This window comes from Facklamia sp. P12937 (assembly GCF_050409505.1).
Lineage (GTDB): Bacteria > Bacillota > Bacilli > Lactobacillales > Aerococcaceae > Facklamia.
In genome coordinates this window covers 26,732-44,811 of the sequence record NZ_JBNUPI010000010.1, presented here as the reverse complement: position 1 = coordinate 44,811, position 18,080 = coordinate 26,732, and the positions used below count along the sequence as shown (strand labels likewise).

Here is an 18,080-nt window from a genome sequence, read left to right as displayed (position 1 = left end):
AAAAAAATTCACAAACTTTTTAAAAAGCCAGTTGAATCGAAACTAGTGAGAGTTTAATAAGCGTGCTATAATGGGAGAGATTGAACAAAGGGGGATGGCCCGTGATTTTACTACAAGCAAACAATATCAGTCGTCGTTTTGCCGATGTGACTTTATACGAAGACGTTAACTTTTCGATTCAAGAACGTGACCGAATTGCATTGGTCGGACGTAATGGAACGGGTAAGTCGACTCTAATTAAACAAATCATTGGTGATGAACCCATCAATGATGGTCAATTTAGTCGTGCTAAAAAGCTAAACATCGGTTACTTAGAACAACATATAGCAGTAGATTCTCTTTTAACTGTTTGGGATGAAATGCTGTCTCTTTTTTCTAAAAAATTAGTTATGAGAGACCAAGCCCAAGAAATTGCTGACAAACTAGCGAATCTAGCTGATCAAGGTGATACTCAATCTATTTTATATCAAGAGACCTTGGCCCAATATGATCAAATTCAAATGGAATTACAAGCAAAAAATGTCTATCAAATCGAATCTACTATTCGAACTGTTCTTCATGGGTTTGGTTTTTATCCGGAGGATTATGATCAACCTATTCAAAGTCTATCCGGAGGCCAAAAGACTCGTATCGCCTTAGCCAGACTCTTATTACAAGACTATGACTTATTAATTCTGGATGAGCCTACCAACCATTTAGACATGCAGACTTTAAGCTGGTTAGAAAAGTTTTTAACCACCTATCAAGGCGCACTTTTAATCGTTTCTCACGATCGCTATTTTTTAGATAAAGTCGCAACTCAAATCTATGAAATTCGCGACCACCATCTACATCATTATCAAGGTAATTATTCTTTTTATGTCCAAGAAAAAGCAGCTCGCATGGAACACGCTCAAAAACAATATCTCAAACAGCAAGCTGAGATTAATCGTTTAGAAGAATTTGTCCAAAAAAACATTGCCCGTGCTTCCACTACTAAAAGAGCCCAAAGCCGACGCAAACAGTTAGAAAAGATGGACCGCATTGAAGCACCTAAACAAGATGCTAAGGCTCCTCGTATTCAATTTTCAATTGCCAAAGAATCGGGTGAAAAAGTTATTCAGGCAGAAAATTTGAGTATTGGTTATTCTCCTACAGATGTTCTTTGTCAAAACATCAACCTTGACCTGACCAAGCAAAATGCTATCGCTATTGTTGGTCCTAATGGAATTGGGAAAACGACTCTTCTAAAAACTCTTTTAGGCTATCTTCCAGTTATCGATGGTACAATTAAGAAGGGAACCAATGTCCAAATTGGCTACTACGACCAAAACGTCAACCATCTGTCTGGCGACGTTACCGTACTCGAGACCCTTTGGCGTGCTCATGATACAACAGATGAGTGGAAAATCCGTTCCATTTTAGGCTCTTTTCTTTTTAGTGGAGAAACGGTGGAAAAGAAAGTCAGTCTGCTCAGTGGTGGTGAAAAAGCTCGTTTAGCCTTAGCTCTTTTAGCGGCTGATCACGATAATACCCTATTGTTGGATGAGCCAACCAACCACTTAGATATTGATTCGAAAGAAGTCTTAGAAGAAGCACTCATTAACTTTAACGGAACGCTGCTATTTGTTTCTCATGATCGTTACTTTATTAATCGGATTGCTACTCATGTTTTAGAAATAGCTGCTGACAAGAGCCAGCTTTATCTTGGCGATTATGATTACTATTTAGCTAAAAAAGAAGAATTTGAAGCCTTTGAAGCAGCTGAGGAAAATAAGAATGGGCAAAAAGAAGAACTTATCTCTGCTGGTCAGCTGTCTTATGAAGAAAATAAAAAAATAAAAAGTGAACTAAGAAGACTACAGAAATTAGCAGACGAAGCTTGGACTGATAACGAAGCTCTTGAAGAAATGATCGAAAAAGATAAAGAAATGATGCTTGAAGCAGCAAATGCTAACGATCATCAAGCATTAATTGCTATTGATCAGAAAATAAAAGAAAAGCAAGAAACTAGTAATCAGTTAGTTACACAATGGGAAGAATACAGTCTGGCTATTGAAGACTATCTTGAAAAATACCCCGATTTAAAATAAATTTAAAAACACACACTGAAAATTTCAGTGTGTGTGTTCTTTATAGAGTCATACCTGGTCTGGCATTGGCTGCTAAATCCGTATATTCTTCCTTTAATAACTTTGGATAGGCAGCTGCTCCAATCATGGCTGCATTATCTCCGCATAATGCTAAAGGTGGAATTAAAAGTTCTACATTAGGGTAGTGAGCTTCAAACAGGCTTTGTATGCTTGCTCTCAATTCACTATTGGCGGCTACTCCGCCGGCTAAAACAAATTGCTTAATCTCTGGACGATTTTCCAAAGCCTTGCTAACTTTTCCCGTTAAAACATCCACACAGGCACGTTGAAAACTCGCTGCTAAATCAACTGGCTGGATGCTTTCTCCTCTTTGGTTAGCGTTGTGAACCAGGTTCATCACCGCACTCTTCATACCTGAAAATGAAAAATCTAAGTTATTCTCATTTAACATGGCACGAGGGATTGAATAAATTTCTGGGTTTCCTTCTTTAGCCATTTGATCAAGATACTTACCTGCTGGATAAGGTAAGTCTAGCAAGCGGCCTACCTTATCATAAGCCTCTCCTACCGCATCATCTTGCGTTTCACCAATGACTTGATAATTATTCGCCGACTTCATAACCACCAACTCAGTATGTCCACCACTGACAATTAAAGCCATTAATGGAAACTCTAAGTTTTTAATAAAGCGGCTGGCATAAATATGTCCAGCTAAATGGTTGACAGCAATTAAAGGCTTTTTATATAAATAGGACAATGTCTTAGCTGCAGTAACTCCAATTAATAGAGGGCCAACTAGCCCAGGACCTTGGGTCACTGCGATCGCATCTACCTGATCAATCGATTCTAGTTGGGCTTCTTCTAATGCTAACTTCAAAACTTGACTGATTTGTTCGACATGGTGACGACTAGCTACCTCAGGGACAACACCGCCAAATCGCATATGACTCTTTACCTGGGAGGCAACAATATTCGCTTTAATATGACAGCCATTTTCTATCAAGGCTACACTCGTCTCATCACAAGACGATTCAATGGCTAATATTAAATTTTCTTCTTGCATTGGCTATTCCTCCTACTCAAATGTTAACTGCATAACCCAGCCATCTTCAACCGGATCATGATAATAGTTAGGCCGTTCATCAATTATCTTAAATCCCACTGCTTGATATACGGCAATAGCCACCTGATTACTGACTCGAACTTCCAAGTTAACTTTTTCTACTTTATTTTCTTGAAATTGATCTAGAAGAGCTCTTAAAAAAGCTTTTCCCCTCCCTTTGCCTCTGTATAGAGGACCAACCCAAAAATAATGTATGTTTGCTTCTTCAAAAAGGACTTGTCCGCCACAACAAGCCACTAACTCTTGGGCGTCGGTCCAAATCCATAATCTAGCATAAGGACTCTGCCATTCTTGAATGGTGGCATCCGCTGACCAATTAAAACTTTGAGCAATGGCTAAGATTTGCTGAAGTAAAGCAGGTTCTTTATCTGCTTTTGCGATTTCTTTAAGCATCATTTCTTTATCTCCTTACAAATGACAGCGGAGAAAGAGAGCCGTTTCGCCATTATCTTCATAGTAGAAAGGTTTTTTGTTCTCAAGGACAAAGCCTTGTTGATAATAGATTTTTTGGGCATGCGTATTGCTTTCTCTTACTTCTAAAGTTACCGACTTTCTATCCAATTCACGACTGATTTGAAGCCAAATCTTTAATAAATAAGAACCCAAACCGTGTGATTGCCACTCAGGATCAATGACTAATTGGCTAATATGGGTATTATTAATTAAACACCTACCCGTAATCATTCCAATAATTTTTGACTTATCAGTTGCTAAGTCTTTTGCTTCAATAACTAAGTATAAAATCTGTGGATTTTTATGCCAATCCCTTTCAAAATCAGATAAATCCCAAGCAATATAACCTGCGTAACCTTTTTGCTCTAACTGCACTAAAGCTTGTAAGTCAGTCTTTTTGGCTAATCTTACTCTGCATTGGATGTTTTTTTGTTTTTTTTGCCTTATTAGCGCTAAAGAATCAATATAAGGGCTAATTTGAGTCATTGCTTTATGTCTTACTTTAGTTTCCTCTTTAAAAGGATTAAATACTCGTTTCATTAGTTTGCTCAACATAACTTTCATTCTTTTCTTGGATTTGATTAGTTTGTTTGGCTGCCCATTCTTGTTCTGCTAAAGTCAAATGTGCATAGAAAGGCTCAAAAATATCTACATCTTCAACATGCTTTCGTTCAATGTAAGGCACTTTACCAACCTTTGGCCAAGCATATTGACCTGTTACAAATCGATGCTGAATACTTTGCTGAGAAAGACTTTCTTTAACAAAATTAGTAAGATTATTTTCATGGGCACTCAGGAATATTAACTGCTTAAGGTCTGTCTCGTTAAATTGTGGCAAGAGTTTCTCTTGAATCCAATCTTGCCAGTCAACATGATCATCTTTAATTTTATTTTTCAATAAACCATCTTGCCAGTGATAGGCCGCTGTGTAGGCTGTCCCTCTTCGCGCATCCATAATAGGAATAATCCAAGATTTCCCACCATCATCGGCCACTTGACCTGCCATAATCGCTAGACTGGAAAAACTCTCTAAATGACTTTTTTTGGTGGAAGTCCAAACCTTCGCCATTGTTGCTCCAATCCTCAAGCCTGTATATGAACCAGGACCTCTCCCTAACCAAATTTGGTCAATGGTTTCCCTCTCCCACTTAACAGCAAGTAATAGCTGTTCCACCAAGGGTAGAAGGAAGGCCCCGTGTTGCTTGGAGACATTCGAATTGACTTCGATGATCAATTGATCCTCTTCAAAAAGAGCTAGAGATAAAACATCGGATGAGGTATCTAATGCTAAACTTCTCATCATGGTCTCCTTTCAACCTATTGGTTATTTTTTAATACGCTCTTGCAATCCAAACGGTTTCTTTAGCTGGCTTCCCAGATACAAGGCATTTATCTTTCTTAACCAGAGCATTTTCACCTGCAAAATAATTTTCAAACGGTAAATTACGTGTTGTAAAGCCTGTTAATTCCTTAATCTTAGCTTCTGATTCCTCACTACCATCCCAGCCAACTAATACCCAACCTGGGGTTTCATTGGCTGCCTTTTTATTTTCAATATGGTCAATCAATTCATCTAGAGTATCAATATGAGTATACATATTGGCCTGATTGCGTTGGCGAGCTTTTTCTAAAAGACGATTTTGCATTAAGGCTAAAGCTTGATGAACTTGTTCAGCCAAGCCATCCATTGTGATGGCATTTTTTTCATCTTCATCTCTGGCTTTCATAATCACTTGATTATTTTCAATGTCTCTTGGACCCACTTCTATACGAATAGCCGCTCCACGCAACTCCCACTCATTAAACTTATAACCTGCTGAGTTATCTGAATCATCAATATAAGTTCTAACACCTGCTGCTTTTAATTGAGCGTCTAAGTCTTTTACTTTTTCAAGCACTTGGTCTAATTTTTTCTTAGGTCCAACGGGAATGAAAACAACCTGCTGAGGAGCTATGGCTGGTGGTAGAACCAATCCTTGATCATCTGAATGGGTCATAATCATTGAACCGATTAAGCGGGTCGAAACACCCCAAGAAGTGGTATGGGCATAAACGTGCTCATTATCTTTATTTAAATAACGAATATTAAAAGCTTCTGCAAATTTAGTTCCCATATAATGAGAAGTTCCTGCTTGCACAGCTTTACCATCTTGCATCATGGCTTCAACTGAAAATGTTTGCACCGCTCCAGCAAAGCGCTCCGAAGGAGTCTTCTCACCTTTGAAGACCGGTACTGCTAATAATTCTTCTAATAATTCAGCATAGATTTCTAGCATACGCATGGTTCTATGACGAGCATCTTCCTCATCAGCATGAGCAGTATGTCCTTCCTGCCATAAAAACTCAGAAGTTCTTAAAAAAGGCAAAGTGCGTTTTTCCCAACGGAAAACATTGGCCCACTGATTAATTTCATAAGGTAAATCACGGTAGGAATTAATCCAATTAGAAAACGCATCGCCTATCATGGTTTCTGAAGTCGGTCTTAAGGCCAACCTTTCTTCCAAAACTTCACCAGCTGCTTCAGTTACCCATGGCAGTTCTGGACTAAATCCTTCAATATGATCTTTTTCACGAGTAAAGAAAGACTCAGGAATAAGCATTGGGAAGTAGGCATTGCGAATACCTTCTTCTTTTAAACGCTTATTAAAATATTCTTGAATATGTTCCCAGATTTCATAACCATTTGGTTTAAAGATTATACAGCCTCTGACTGGTGAATAATCCATTAAATCTGCTTGTTGAATTGTTTGTAAATACCATTTCGAAAAATCTTCTTTACGAGTAACCATTATTTTCCTCCTATAAATAAAAAATAACTGCCTTCATCCTATCAAGGACGAAGCACAGTCAGTCTCCGCGGTACCACCTTATTTGCATCTTAAAAATGCCCACTCAAGGCGATAAAGGAGCCACCTGATTTCAATAAGATAGTAGGTTCATTTGCTGAGTGGGGAGACACTTCCATCCTCTGCCTCTTGCTGGGGACCATCTACAAATTACTAGTCTATTTTCACTTCTTATTATAAAGAATCAAGGAATAAAAACAAGCCTAAGTTATTCTAAAACAATAGCATCACCTTGAAAATTGAGATCGTAATCAGGCAATTTACCAAAATTCTTTAGTGGCCAATAAATAAAAGTAGCTTTACCAATTACCGAATCAGAGTCTATCAAGCCAAAAGTTCGTCCATCAACAGAATTTTGCCGATTATCCCCCATTACAAAAAACTTGCCTTCAGGAACTGCATCTTCACCTGTATATTTATACATTTCAAAATCTTCGGTAAAGTTTCCACCACCATTCGCTTGATACTCTTGCGCCTTTTCATCTAAGTAAAACTCATCCACCCTCTGTCCATTAATTATCAGCTGATCATCTTGATAAGCAATTTTATCGCCAGGAACTCCAATCACACGCTTCACATAAAGCTTGGGTTCTTTACCGGGTAGTGGATTAGGTTGAGGGAAAATCACAACATCAAAACGCTCGATATCTGATAGTTTCCACATCCAAACCTTTTCGCCATCTTCCAAAGTATGTTCCATTGAGGAACCATCTACCGAAAAGGGTTGTGCAACATAATGATAAAAGGTAAATAATACAGCTAACCAAATAGCCATATACATTAACCAAGAAAAAATCTCTTTAAAAAATCGTTTTGTCTTCTCCATAAGTCACCTCTAAACTTTCTGTTTCTTATTTTATAACTTTTCCACCAAAAATGCATCTTGTATTGGTATTCTTGTAAAAAAATATGCTATTATGATTTTAATTCGAAAATTATGAATTAAGTGTGTTATTTGAGCTGTTTTATTTTATTTGACATTCAAAAATGTTAAAATAAGTTTAATTACTTTGTTGATAATATTGGAGGAATAAATAATGAATCGTAAACCTAACCCTGGCCCTTCGCGTAGCCGGATGCACCAAAAAAGAAAACGTCGTTTTTCTTTTTCAACCCTTATCGGTGTTCTATTAATTATTGTGGCACTAGGGCTTTTATTAGTGAACCCCTTAAAGAACTACCTCATTCAAAATAAAACCAATGATATTCAAATTTCTAATATGACTCGTGATCAAATTCTAGCTAACCAACAAAAAGATGTCACTTTTGACTTCGAGGATATTCAACAAGTAGATCCTTTTACCGTTATTTCTAGTAGTGTGAATCCTAAGGACCTACCCGTTATTGGCGGAATTTCAATCCCTGAATTAAAGATTAACTTACCAATTAATAAAGGAACATCTAATGAAGGCATGTTCTTCGGAGCAGGAACGCTCTCGGCTGATCAAAAAATGGGTGAATCCAATTATGCCCTAGCTAGCCATCACATGTATGATCAATCTTTACTTTTTTCTCCACTTAAAGACGCAAAAAAAGGACAGAAAATTTATATGACTGATTTAGATAATATCTATGTTTATGAAATTTCTTCCATTTTAGTAGTAGACCCTTCAGCCGTTGAAGTGCTAAACCCTTCATCTGAACCAATTGTTACCTTGGTTACTTGTACTCAGGATTTTGTTAACCGAATCATCGTGCAAGGAAAACTAAAGGAAAAAGTTCCAATTGACGATGCAAGTAATGAAATGATGAACGCTTTTAAAATTGAAAGAAAAATAGCTAACAATACTTAAGCAATAATTAAACTGCCTATTCACTTTATAAATGGAGTGAGCAGGCAGTTTTTATTAATTAGAATCTAAGTCCATTGCTAAATCGATGGCTAAAATAGTTGCTAAAACCAAAACTGTATCTACACTTTCAGCTAGGATGTCCATTTCAAAGGTATCTGACCAAGAAAGAAACTTTTTCTTTATACGAGCTATTGGCTGTCTTTTAGAGTCTTTAATCATGTAATCATGTTGAAAAATACTGCCATCAACTACCCAATCTACCCCTTTTACCACATACTGAGGCTTAAAGAAGGTAAATTTTTTATGAATTCGACAAAAGAATTTACCCTCTTGGATGACATCGACTGTCGGTAAAAGTGATAAAACTTTTTGATTAACTTCACATAAAACTTTTCCTGATTAAACATCAAGAATTTTTGTTTTTCGACCGATTGAAATTAATTTACTATCTACTCGATATATTGGGCTTTTATTTTGATCATAAATATCAAAATCTTGTTTAAATGACCACATTTTTTGTTTCATATAAAGCTTCATAAAATCCCTCCTCCTATTCTTATTTTATCACACGGACCTAGTTCTGCTCACCTAATTAGACATAATCAAAAAAAACAGTAGGTCTTTTGAGACCTACTGAATCTTTCTGCTCTAAGTAAAAATAATTAATTTAAGTATACAGTTGAACCGGTTTCTAAATATAAAACATGTTCACAGATATTGGTAATATAATCACCTATACGTTCTAAACTAGATACTAAATCAATCGTAAAGATTCCTGCTGGAATACAATCTTCGTTGGTAGCCATTCTTAAAGTAACTTCTTCAAAAACAAGATCATACTGTTTGTCAATTTGGCTATCCATAAGGGCAATCTGACTAGCCTCTTGAATATCACCATTTTCGATGATACCTGCTAATGGTTCAAACATTAACTGTAAACGTTCTACCATTTGATTCACAATAATCATCACGTCTTGATAATTTGAAAAATCAGGCTTATTTCGCTTGATACGTTTAGCAATTGTAGTAGTATGTTCTGCAATACGCTTCAGTTCAACACTAGTATTTAGCAATGCAAATATGTAACGAAGATCTGCTGCAACGGGTTGCTGTAAAGCGACTATAAGATAGGCATCTTTTTCTAATTCAACAGATAATTCATTAATTTTCTCATTCATTTCAAGCGTTGAAACTGCAAGCTCATTATCTGAGGCAATAACTGCTTGATGGGTGTTATCAAAAATACTTTGCGTTAAATCAAACATTTGGTTAATTTTTTTAAACAAACCTTGTAATTCTTGTATATAAATTTTCCGCATATTTTGTCCTCCCTTCTAGAATTTATTTTATCATCTACTTATTATAACAACATTGTAAGCGCTTGTCAAACTGCCTAGATTGTTTTTAAAATAAAAAGTTCTCACCATTAATTATAGCGAGAACTTTAATTATCAATTAGTTATTAAATGAGACATGTACATGGTCATAATGGTTTTGTGTCACACTACCACGATCTCCCATTTGTTGCCATTGGCCGCCTGTCCAATGGCCATAGATTTGTTGTTTCCAGATAACATAAGCGATATTACTATTACCCATATTAGCTACTGCATCTGCAGCGATTTGGTCGCCTAATGCTGAACCTACGGGCACCATAAAGTCAACAGCTAATCCTTTACCATGGTCTCCGCTATCTCCAGGTCTTAGCCCGTATGCAGCAACTCCATATTGATTAGCAATTCGACTACCATAATTAGCCGCTGATTGTGATACACCAGCTAAGGTCGATGGTGTCGTATAATCATTACTTACTTCTTCAATGACTTCCTCTACAACTTTCTCAGTAACAGGCACTTCTTCTACTATTACTACTTCTTCAGTGACCTCTTGAATAGCTGTTGTTGTTTTTGTCAACTCTTCTGACGCTAGTGGTTGTTCAACTTCCTCAATAACACTTTCTATTTCAACAGCACTAGATTGTGTTGTCTCAACTTCAAGCTCTTCAGCTTCAATAACTTCCTCTTCACTTACAGGGTTTACTGTAACTTCTCCAGTAGTTGAAACTTCCTCAATAGTCCTGTCCACGACTTCGTCAGTTAAGACTTCTTCTACTAGAGGGAGCTCGTTTAATAACTCTTCAGATGATTCAGCAACTTCTTCTAATTGGACTGTTTCTTCAGCTATTGCTAACTCTTCTTCCACTTCAAAATCATCTGCTTCATTGACATTTAAAATGATCTCTTCAACTACAACTTCTTCTTCAAGAACAACTGCTTGATCTTCAGTTTCAACTTCTGGAGTTAGACTGACTGGAATGTCCATTTCAAATGTTTCCCCAGCGGATGTTTCAACGTTTAACTTTTCAGCTTTATGATTAATATCATATTGAGCGACTAGTTTTGTTTCTGGGTAAATAAGGTTAACATTTTCAATTTGGTTAGCTTCAGCAAGAAAAGCTAAATCAATATCCATCGCTTCAGCAATTGCTCCAAGGGTGTCTCCATATTTAACAATGTAAGTCATTTGATTATCTTCATCTACCATTAGTTCAGCACTTATTTCTTCAACCGTGCGCGCATTCCAATTCTGAGCAGATGTAATCGCCACAGGCGTAAGCATCAGCATTAGAGAAGCACCTAAACTCACTTTCTTATTAAATTTCATTTATATACACCTCAATAGTTTATTTTCTTAAGTAATTGTAGTTTAAATCAACTACTTTTCTTAAACAAGCTTTGAACAATCAAATCAAAGAATTGATTTGGATCTGTAACCTCTCAAACATATTAGGCCGTTTTATGTAATCTGTTTGTAAAATTTCACCTTTCTTTCAAATTTTTATGCTAGAATTATTTCAACAAATCAATAAAGGAGGGTTATTATGGCTAGAATTAAATCGTTTGATGGTATTAAAGGAATTGCAATTCTTTTTATTATTCTCTATCATTTATGGCCAACTATTTTCCCCGGTGGATTTTTGGCAGTCAATCTTTTTCTCGTTTTAGGAGGTTATTTTTTAACTATAAAACTTTACCAAGATAAAAGGGTAGAGTCTTGGCAATCATTATTCTTTCTTTTCAAAAAAACAGTCCAACGCTTGTTCTTTCCGATGATGTGGTTAATTATATTAATTTTATTTTTCCTTCAAATTTTTAACCCTCTCATACTTAAGTCTATGCGCAACGAACTGTTTGCTAGTCTCCTTTTTGCCAATAATTACTTTCAAATTCTAAACGGTCGCTCTTACTTTACGGATATGGCTGTAACTTCTTATTTAACACACTTATGGTATGTAGCCGTTTATCTCCAATCCTTTTTAATAACTGGACTCTTAGTCTTCTTAAGCAAAAAAATAAAAGTACCTGCTATCTATTTAGGCCTATTTTGGCTCTTTATCTTTAGTCTATGTACTTTCTTAACTGCAAATGGTTATTCCTATCAAAAGGATCCCTCAAACATTTATTATAGTTTTCAAACGCGGTATGCTTCTTTTGCGATAGGGATAGCGACTTATTACCTTATTCTAGTAATCCAAGAAACAGTTGAAGAACTTCAAAGACGACAATTAAGGATCCATTACTTCTTTATCGTGATAATAGCTCTAATTCTATTGCTTATTCAGTTTCTTTCTCAATCCGATCAAGAAGCAGCAGGCTATTTATTAGGACTTCCTTATTCTAATTTATTTACTGCCCTATTTATTTTAGGTGCTGGGCAGAAATTCATCGTTTTTGAAAAGTTATTAGGTAACAAAATTTTCACTTGGTTAGGTAGAAGATCTTATAGTATATATCTTTGCTATTATCCTTTATTAGTTGTCACTTTTAGTTTTCAACGTTTATTTGCTAATCACATGAATATTTTAAAATTAATCGGCCTATGCTCAATTATCCTTTTTTCTTCTATTTTTTATTATATTTTTGAGTCTAATCGTTTCCATATACTCTTCTCAAACAAAATCAGCCTAAGAAGGAAGCTCTACTGGGTTAAAAGATATTTACATTTCCCAAATAGCAACAAAAAAGATTTTGCCTTTGCAACAAGCTATCTTTTTTTAATAATTTTTAGTTTGATTGGCCTGCTTCGAAGTGATAATCATATACCACTAGCTTTATTTGATCTCCAATATGGAATCTACGCTACCAATCCCAATCCATTTAGTCCTTATTATAAAGTGGATCAGTCATTTAAAAAATCTCAAAAACGTTTAAATGATTTTGATCAACTAGCAGCTAGTAATTTTTCATATTCCATCAACCAAACAACACTAGCGGATAAAGTCATACAATCTATCCAAAAGGACTCTATCTTAAATCAGATTGCCAGTCTTTCTCAAGAAAAAAGACAAAGATTCGAAGAAATTCAACAGCAATTTCCTAAGCTGGCAACTATCCTCAGCCCGCAAGAAATACTCTATGCTAATGACCTTCCAGTCACATTATTCGGTGATTCAGTGGCTCAATTTATTGGAGCTAATATTAACACATTTTTTGATCAGGCTAATGCATTTGGTTATGTTAGTTTAAACATTTGGACATCTTACGATAAATTCCAAGCGCTTATAGACCAGGGTTTAGTGAAGGAAAACTTAGTCGTTAACTTAGGAACTAACGGGGGGTTGGATGTCCCGGCCGTTGAAAAATTGATAAAGATGGCTGGTGAGCGAGAAATATACTTAGTTAACTCAAACTCTGACATCGAATTTTTAGATCAAATTGATCAAGTGATTCAAACACTTACTCAAAAATACTCTAATGTTCATTTAGTTGATTGGCGAGCTATCTCAACAGGTCATCCGGAATATTTTCGAGAAGACGCTATTCACCCAAGTGTGGAAGGTGCGGAGTTTTATCTTTTAGAATTGGCTAAAACAGTCTATCAAAATCGTCTTTAATACATTCAACCTCAGATGGAAACTAGCCATCTGAGGTTTTTTGTACTTATTTATGATAGGCATGATTGTTTAAAATGCGGAAAGCTCGATAGATTTGTTCAATTAAAACTAGTCGTATCAACTGATGAGGAAGCGTTATTCTACCAAATGAGATAGCTTTATCACTTGTTTTTTTTAATCGTTCAGCCAATCCTAAAGACCCGCCAATAATAAAACTAATGTGCGAGTGTCCATAAGTAGCAAATTGATTGATTGATTCAGCTAAATCCTCTGATGATATTAAGTCTCCCTCAATAGCTAAAACAAAAACTTTACTTTGTTTATTTAATTTCTTCTCTATGCGCTCAGCCTCTTGTTCTAAAAGCCGTTCAACCTCCGTGTCAGTCATTTGCTCTTTAGTTGATTCATCGGCTACTTCATGAATTGAAACCTTTGCATAAGCTGACAATCTTTTGAGATATTCAGACATTCCTGCTTTAATGTATTTTTCTTTGACTTTGCCCACACAGATTATATCAACACGTATCATTCCTTACTCCTTTCATTAGGTGGATAACTGTTAATAAAACAAAGACTTATCCACAGTTTATTTTAAATGCTGTGGATAAGCCTGTATATTTGTGGATAAACTAGTAAGGAACTGCACTATTCGATTCTTCAGACTCTTCTTCGGATGGGAAAGGCTGAATTTCTGTCGGGTTTTCAACCGCTGCTTCTAAAGTGATTTCTATCTCCATGTCTTCTTTAGCACGGCGGATAGATAATTTCACTTTATCGCCAACTTTATATTCATAAAGGAATTTTTTCAAGTCATTAATCGTCTCTATTTCCTTGCCATCAATAGCACGTATCAAGTCGTACTCTTTAAGACCAGCTTTAGCAGCAGACCCTTCAGGTTCTACTTCACGGATAAAGGCCCCCTTTACATCTTCATCATTCAAGCCCATTACTTGGGTGCGATAATCTGGATGGACTAATCTCAAGCTAGTATAACGGATGCCCAATACAGGTCTAACGACTTCGCCGTTTTTCTCAAGTTGGCCAATAATATCCACTACATCTGAAGATGGAATGGCAAAGCCCATTCCTTCGACATCGGTCGCTGATAGTTTGCTTGAATTAATTCCAATTAATTGGCCGGCAGAATTTAAAAGGGCTCCTCCTGAATTACCAGGGTTGATGGCCGCATCCGTTTGCAGTAAACTCATATCCCAGTCTGGTACACCATCGCCATTTAAATCCACTGGCACAGATCGATCTAAACCAGAAACAATCCCTTTAGTTACTGATGTTGCAAACTCACTACCTAAGGGTGAACCAATTGCAATAGCGACTTGTCCAACTTGAACATTATCAGAATCAGCAAATTCTAAGGATTTACTTGCTGCAGAAGCATCAATTGTTATTACAGCTAAATCACTTAAGGCATCACTTCCAATAATTTCTGCTTTGACAGTTTCACCATTTTTTAAACGAACTTCTAAAGCATCTGCTCCTTCAATTACATGATGATTGGTAACAATGTATGCTTTATCGCCATCTATGCGATAGACAACTCCTGACCCTTCTCCAATCACTTGCAAATCTTGATCTTCTTCATCTGGTATGAAGTATTGGTTATATTGATATTCCCAAAAAGGATCTAATCCTTGATAACTTTTTTGCATGTTTGCAATGGACACCACTGCCTCACTTGCCTGATCCACTGTGTCTACCATATTCTGTTCATTTTCTGGTAGTTGAACAGAGTCGGCAGTTTTAATGGTGCTTTCCACCTGAGAGGGTTCTTGTGAAAAGGCCGAAAAATCATTATTAAAACTCAAACTACCTGCCAATAATAAGGATAGAGTCATGCCTGAAAGACCCACAAATATTTTACGCCAACGTTTTGTGCCATCATTTTGATTATATTCTTCTCTCATTTTACTATACGTCCTTTCTATTATACTTACAGAATGAACTATAACACTGTTTTTTTAAGAAAGTATGAATTATCATCGTTAATTTTAAAGTGAATTGTAGAAATTTGAGATCTGTTTATATTTTTTTAATAGGTGTGGCCTTAATTGGATCTGTCATATGAAGTTTTAAATCCCTTACAGTATCCACATCATAAGCTTGTAAAGTGTCTTCCATCGTTAACATGGCTAATTCTTTGGTATTATTATCCTGACTTAAATGTCCGAGGTAGATATCTTTGGTTTTGGATCCCATTAAGTCTCGGATAGCTAGTGCTCCATCTTGATTAGATAAATGACCTTTATCACTAAGAATACGTTGTTTTACAGACCAAGGATAAGGACCATATCTCAAAAGTTCAATTTCATGATTAGCCTCTATTAAATAGGCATCCGCATTCCTAAGTTGACTGCGCAATCGATCGGAAACATAACCTGTATCCGTCAACATTACAAATTGTTTATTGCCTTTTTGAAAGGCATAAAACTGTGGTTGGGCTGCATCGTGACTCACATTATAACTCACAATATCAATATCACCCAATTGTAACATGGTCTCCGGTTCAATATACTGTTTGTTTTCTGGAGCAATCTCACCAATCATTCGATCCATGGCCTTCCAAGTTTCTCTATTAGCATATATAGGAAGATTGTACCGTCGAGAAAGAACTCCCACCCCATGAATATGATCTTTGTGCTCATGAGTGACGAAGATAGCATCGATTAGATTAAGGTCTCGATCGATTTGTTTAAATAAAGCCTCAATTTTTTTCCCACTTAAGCCTGCATCAACTAGAAATCTTTTTTGGCCCGATTCAATATAAGTGCAATTGCCAGTTGAGCCACTTGCTAAAATTGAGAAGCTTAAATCAGTCCGTTGAGCTGAAATATCTTCTATCTTTTCTTTAGCCGTTTGACTTTGATAGTTGGTATATAATTGTTGCTCAAATTTTAACTTTGCTTCTTTCATTTGCGTTCACTCCTGTTCCGTTCTACACACTTACCTAAAATCCTCCAGAGAAAGTTCCACCGCCGGAGCCACCCATCGATCCACCAGAGAAACCACCTCCGAATCCACCCTTATTATTCCCTGCAAAACCACCTTGAGCTGTTGTTTGAGGGGAAACAGAATGAATAGTTTGAGTCACTTGATTGCGGAATAAAGACCCATAGAGGTATGGGTGCGCCAATGTATAGGGCCTGTGCTCTTGGGCATGAATTTCACTCGGCTTAAACTCCATTTCAATCGCTTTAACAACCCTGTCCGCTACTCCTAAACTAGTTGCAAAGACCAAATATTCTTCCCAAAGAGGTAAAGAGGCAATTTCTCTAACATTAAAACGCCCAATATCTTTTAACATCTTGCTGAAAGCACGCCATTTATCCCTCATTTCTTGTTGTTCGGTGGTCATAAGTGGTCGTTTTTTCCTGATTATTCGCATATAGATGTATAGTCCAACTGATAAGACTGTTCCAATTCCGATAATCACCCCGATAAGTTTCATTGGTAATAACCGAGCGATATCCAAACTATATAGAAAGAGTAAATTAATAATAATTCCAGCAATTATTAAAATAAGAGCTGTATTATTGGCCATTTCAATCTTTCGTGTTTCAGCTAAGGCGTGGCCTAAAAATTGTTCACCTTCTACTGCTAATTTATTTTTAAATCGTAACCAATAACGATATTGTTTCTTACGAAATGAAGGATTATCTTCAGCTAACTGGTCTAATTGTGCTAAAGTAACACCCGCTCCTTCATTTGCTTGAGTAAAGTAATCCCAAACAAATTTCTCATGCTCTAATATACCCTCAGGATAATCCGGACCCCAGTAAAGAGGAATAATCTTTACAGTCTCAGCAGACTGTTTCTTACCTGGTAGGGCCTCTATTTTCAACCAACCTTTTTGAACTAAGTGTAAAAGGGTCGCAACAAAGTCATCTTCATTTGGCCATTCACGAAGATATTTAGTTGCCATCTGACCAGGTGTGGTAGCTTCAGGTAGATCATAAAAATAATCTGGTACATAAACGGGGTGAGGATTTAACTGCTTCGATTGATGACGATATTTCATTAAACTAATTAAAAGCAATAAAGGCGGTCCGACTGACCCAAGTATAGCCATTATATAGGCAATCATTTTCATTTGATTTACATTTTGAGCATCTTTTTCGACTTGAGCTTGGGCAGCTGCTAAGAGTTGGTCTAATCGCTTTTCATCGATCTTATTCGAGTTAAGGGAGGTCCACTCCTTAGGAAACACAATCTGTCCTTCAACAAACTGACTGGCAGTGCGCTGAGGAACGTCTAGATAGACAACTGTTTTTTGGTCTTCTTCAACAATTTTCACTTCCCCTTGAGGAGCCCCATAACCCCATGCACGAACCTCTTCTTTAGTTTCAGCTTTTTGTGGCAGTTCAATGCGAATTTGAACATCTGTTGTAAAATCTGAGCGTCCAAATTTTCTAAGGAACTCTGCAGTGTCCTGATAATTGGTGACTAATTGTTCGAGGGTATATTGAAAAACAAAATACCTGCCTTCTTTTTCTAAGGGATAAAAGATCTTACTTGTAAGTCTACCGTTTTCTTCATGCATTTGATAGGTCCCTTTATTTTCATTGTCTGCTATGTCTAAAATTTCAATAGAGCTTTCTCTATCCTCACTAACGCCAACCGAAAAGTTTGAAAGTTGATAGCCCTCATGATCTAAATCAAATAAGACACCGCTCATAAAATTTGCATCATAATATTGATAATCTGTAAATTCAACGCTTCCATCTTCCATTACCTTGGCATTAATGAATTGCTCAGTAATTGAAAAATCAACTTCTTGTGCACTTATTATTGGGTTTAATGGACAAGCGAAAATACAAAGCGGTGTGACTACAAAAACCAAGATTTTTTGAAGGAAATGCTTAAACATTAAAATACCTCCCCTTT

At 36.5% G+C, this 18,080-nt stretch carries 16 protein-coding genes and 1 pseudogene; 3 read left to right on the top strand and 14 right to left on the bottom strand.

Features of this window, described 5'->3' with window-relative positions; genetic code table 11:
* Positions 1-101: 101 nt before the first annotated feature.
* Positions 102-2,072 (top strand): ABC-F family ATP-binding cassette domain-containing protein, encoded by a 1,971-nt coding sequence (locus ACQV2R_RS05025; protein WP_428874002.1) that lies wholly within the window; start codon positions 102-104, stop codon positions 2,070-2,072.
* A gap of 40 nt (positions 2,073-2,112) precedes the next feature.
* Here the strand turns inward: ACQV2R_RS05025 and tsaD are convergent, their stop codons facing one another.
* From tsaD to lepB, 6 genes are all read right to left on the bottom strand, one after another.
* Positions 2,113-3,135, bottom strand: a complete 1,023-nt coding sequence (tsaD, locus tag ACQV2R_RS05020) for a tRNA (adenosine(37)-N6)-threonylcarbamoyltransferase complex transferase subunit TsaD (protein ID WP_428874001.1) — start codon at positions 3,133-3,135, stop codon at positions 2,113-2,115.
* A gap of 12 nt (positions 3,136-3,147) precedes the next feature.
* Complete coding sequence (gene rimI / locus ACQV2R_RS05015) at positions 3,148-3,591, bottom strand: ribosomal protein S18-alanine N-acetyltransferase (RefSeq protein ID WP_428876472.1); 444 nt, start codon at positions 3,589-3,591, stop codon at positions 3,148-3,150.
* Between the two features lie 12 nt (positions 3,592-3,603).
* Positions 3,604-4,188 (bottom strand): GNAT family N-acetyltransferase, encoded by a 585-nt coding sequence (locus ACQV2R_RS05010; RefSeq protein ID WP_428876473.1) that lies wholly within the window; start codon positions 4,186-4,188, stop codon positions 3,604-3,606.
* The gene (tsaB, locus tag ACQV2R_RS05005; RefSeq protein WP_428876474.1) at positions 4,172-4,948 is read right to left on the bottom strand and encodes a tRNA (adenosine(37)-N6)-threonylcarbamoyltransferase complex dimerization subunit type 1 TsaB; all 777 of its coding nucleotides are present in this window, start codon (positions 4,946-4,948) and stop codon (positions 4,172-4,174) included. Before tsaB ends, ACQV2R_RS05010 begins: the two co-directional genes overlap by 17 nt.
* Before the next feature lie 31 nt (positions 4,949-4,979).
* Entirely contained in the window at positions 4,980-6,437 is a 1,458-nt protein-coding gene (proS, locus tag ACQV2R_RS05000; protein WP_428873996.1) for a proline--tRNA ligase, read from the bottom strand.
* Between the two features lie 265 nt (positions 6,438-6,702).
* Positions 6,703-7,320: a signal peptidase I gene (gene lepB, locus ACQV2R_RS04995; RefSeq protein WP_428891896.1), complete on the bottom strand. Its 618-nt coding sequence runs from the start codon at positions 7,318-7,320 to the stop codon at positions 6,703-6,705.
* Between the two features lie 211 nt (positions 7,321-7,531).
* On the opposite strand from lepB, the gene ACQV2R_RS04990 reads away from it, so the two are divergent.
* Positions 7,532-8,287: a class A sortase gene (locus ACQV2R_RS04990; protein WP_428873994.1), complete on the top strand. Its 756-nt coding sequence runs from the start codon at positions 7,532-7,534 to the stop codon at positions 8,285-8,287.
* A gap of 54 nt (positions 8,288-8,341) precedes the next feature.
* Here the strand turns inward: ACQV2R_RS04990 and ACQV2R_RS04985 are convergent.
* The 4 genes and pseudogenes from ACQV2R_RS04985 to ACQV2R_RS04970 all read right to left on the bottom strand — a co-directional run.
* A pseudogene (locus ACQV2R_RS04985) lies at positions 8,342-8,674 on the bottom strand (LURP-one-related/scramblase family protein); the annotation flags it as partial.
* A 12-nt stretch (positions 8,675-8,686) separates the two neighbouring features.
* On the bottom strand, positions 8,687-8,824 hold the full coding sequence (locus tag ACQV2R_RS04980; protein ID WP_428891895.1) for a hypothetical protein: 138 nt from the start codon (positions 8,822-8,824) through the stop codon (positions 8,687-8,689).
* Between the two features lie 125 nt (positions 8,825-8,949).
* Positions 8,950-9,606 carry a phosphate signaling complex protein PhoU gene (phoU, locus tag ACQV2R_RS04975; protein ID WP_428873991.1) on the bottom strand — a complete coding sequence of 219 codons (657 nt, stop codon included), beginning with the start codon at positions 9,604-9,606 and terminating at the stop codon, positions 8,950-8,952.
* Positions 9,607-9,742: 136 nt separating this feature from the next.
* Positions 9,743-10,951, bottom strand: a complete 1,209-nt coding sequence (locus ACQV2R_RS04970; RefSeq protein ID WP_428891894.1) for a LysM peptidoglycan-binding domain-containing protein — start codon at positions 10,949-10,951, stop codon at positions 9,743-9,745.
* A 217-nt stretch (positions 10,952-11,168) separates the two neighbouring features.
* Between ACQV2R_RS04970 and ACQV2R_RS04965 the strand changes: the two genes are divergently transcribed.
* Positions 11,169-13,181, top strand: a complete 2,013-nt coding sequence (locus tag ACQV2R_RS04965; protein ID WP_428891893.1) for an acyltransferase family protein — start codon at positions 11,169-11,171, stop codon at positions 13,179-13,181.
* A 46-nt stretch (positions 13,182-13,227) separates the two neighbouring features.
* Here ACQV2R_RS04965 and rlmH read toward each other — a convergent pair whose 3' ends face one another.
* From rlmH to ACQV2R_RS04945, 4 genes are all read right to left on the bottom strand, one after another.
* A complete protein-coding gene (gene rlmH / locus ACQV2R_RS04960; protein WP_428891925.1) occupies positions 13,228-13,707 on the bottom strand; it encodes a 23S rRNA (pseudouridine(1915)-N(3))-methyltransferase RlmH in 480 nt (159 codons plus the stop codon).
* Between the two features lie 103 nt (positions 13,708-13,810).
* Entirely contained in the window at positions 13,811-15,103 is a 1,293-nt protein-coding gene (locus tag ACQV2R_RS04955) for a S1C family serine protease (RefSeq protein WP_428873988.1), read from the bottom strand.
* Positions 15,104-15,218: 115 nt separating this feature from the next.
* Complete coding sequence (locus ACQV2R_RS04950; RefSeq protein WP_428876480.1) at positions 15,219-16,109, bottom strand: MBL fold metallo-hydrolase; 891 nt, start codon at positions 16,107-16,109, stop codon at positions 15,219-15,221.
* A 34-nt stretch (positions 16,110-16,143) separates the two neighbouring features.
* Positions 16,144-18,063: a DUF2207 family protein gene (locus ACQV2R_RS04945; protein WP_428891892.1), complete on the bottom strand. Its 1,920-nt coding sequence runs from the start codon at positions 18,061-18,063 to the stop codon at positions 16,144-16,146.
* Positions 18,064-18,080 lie beyond the last annotated feature (17 nt).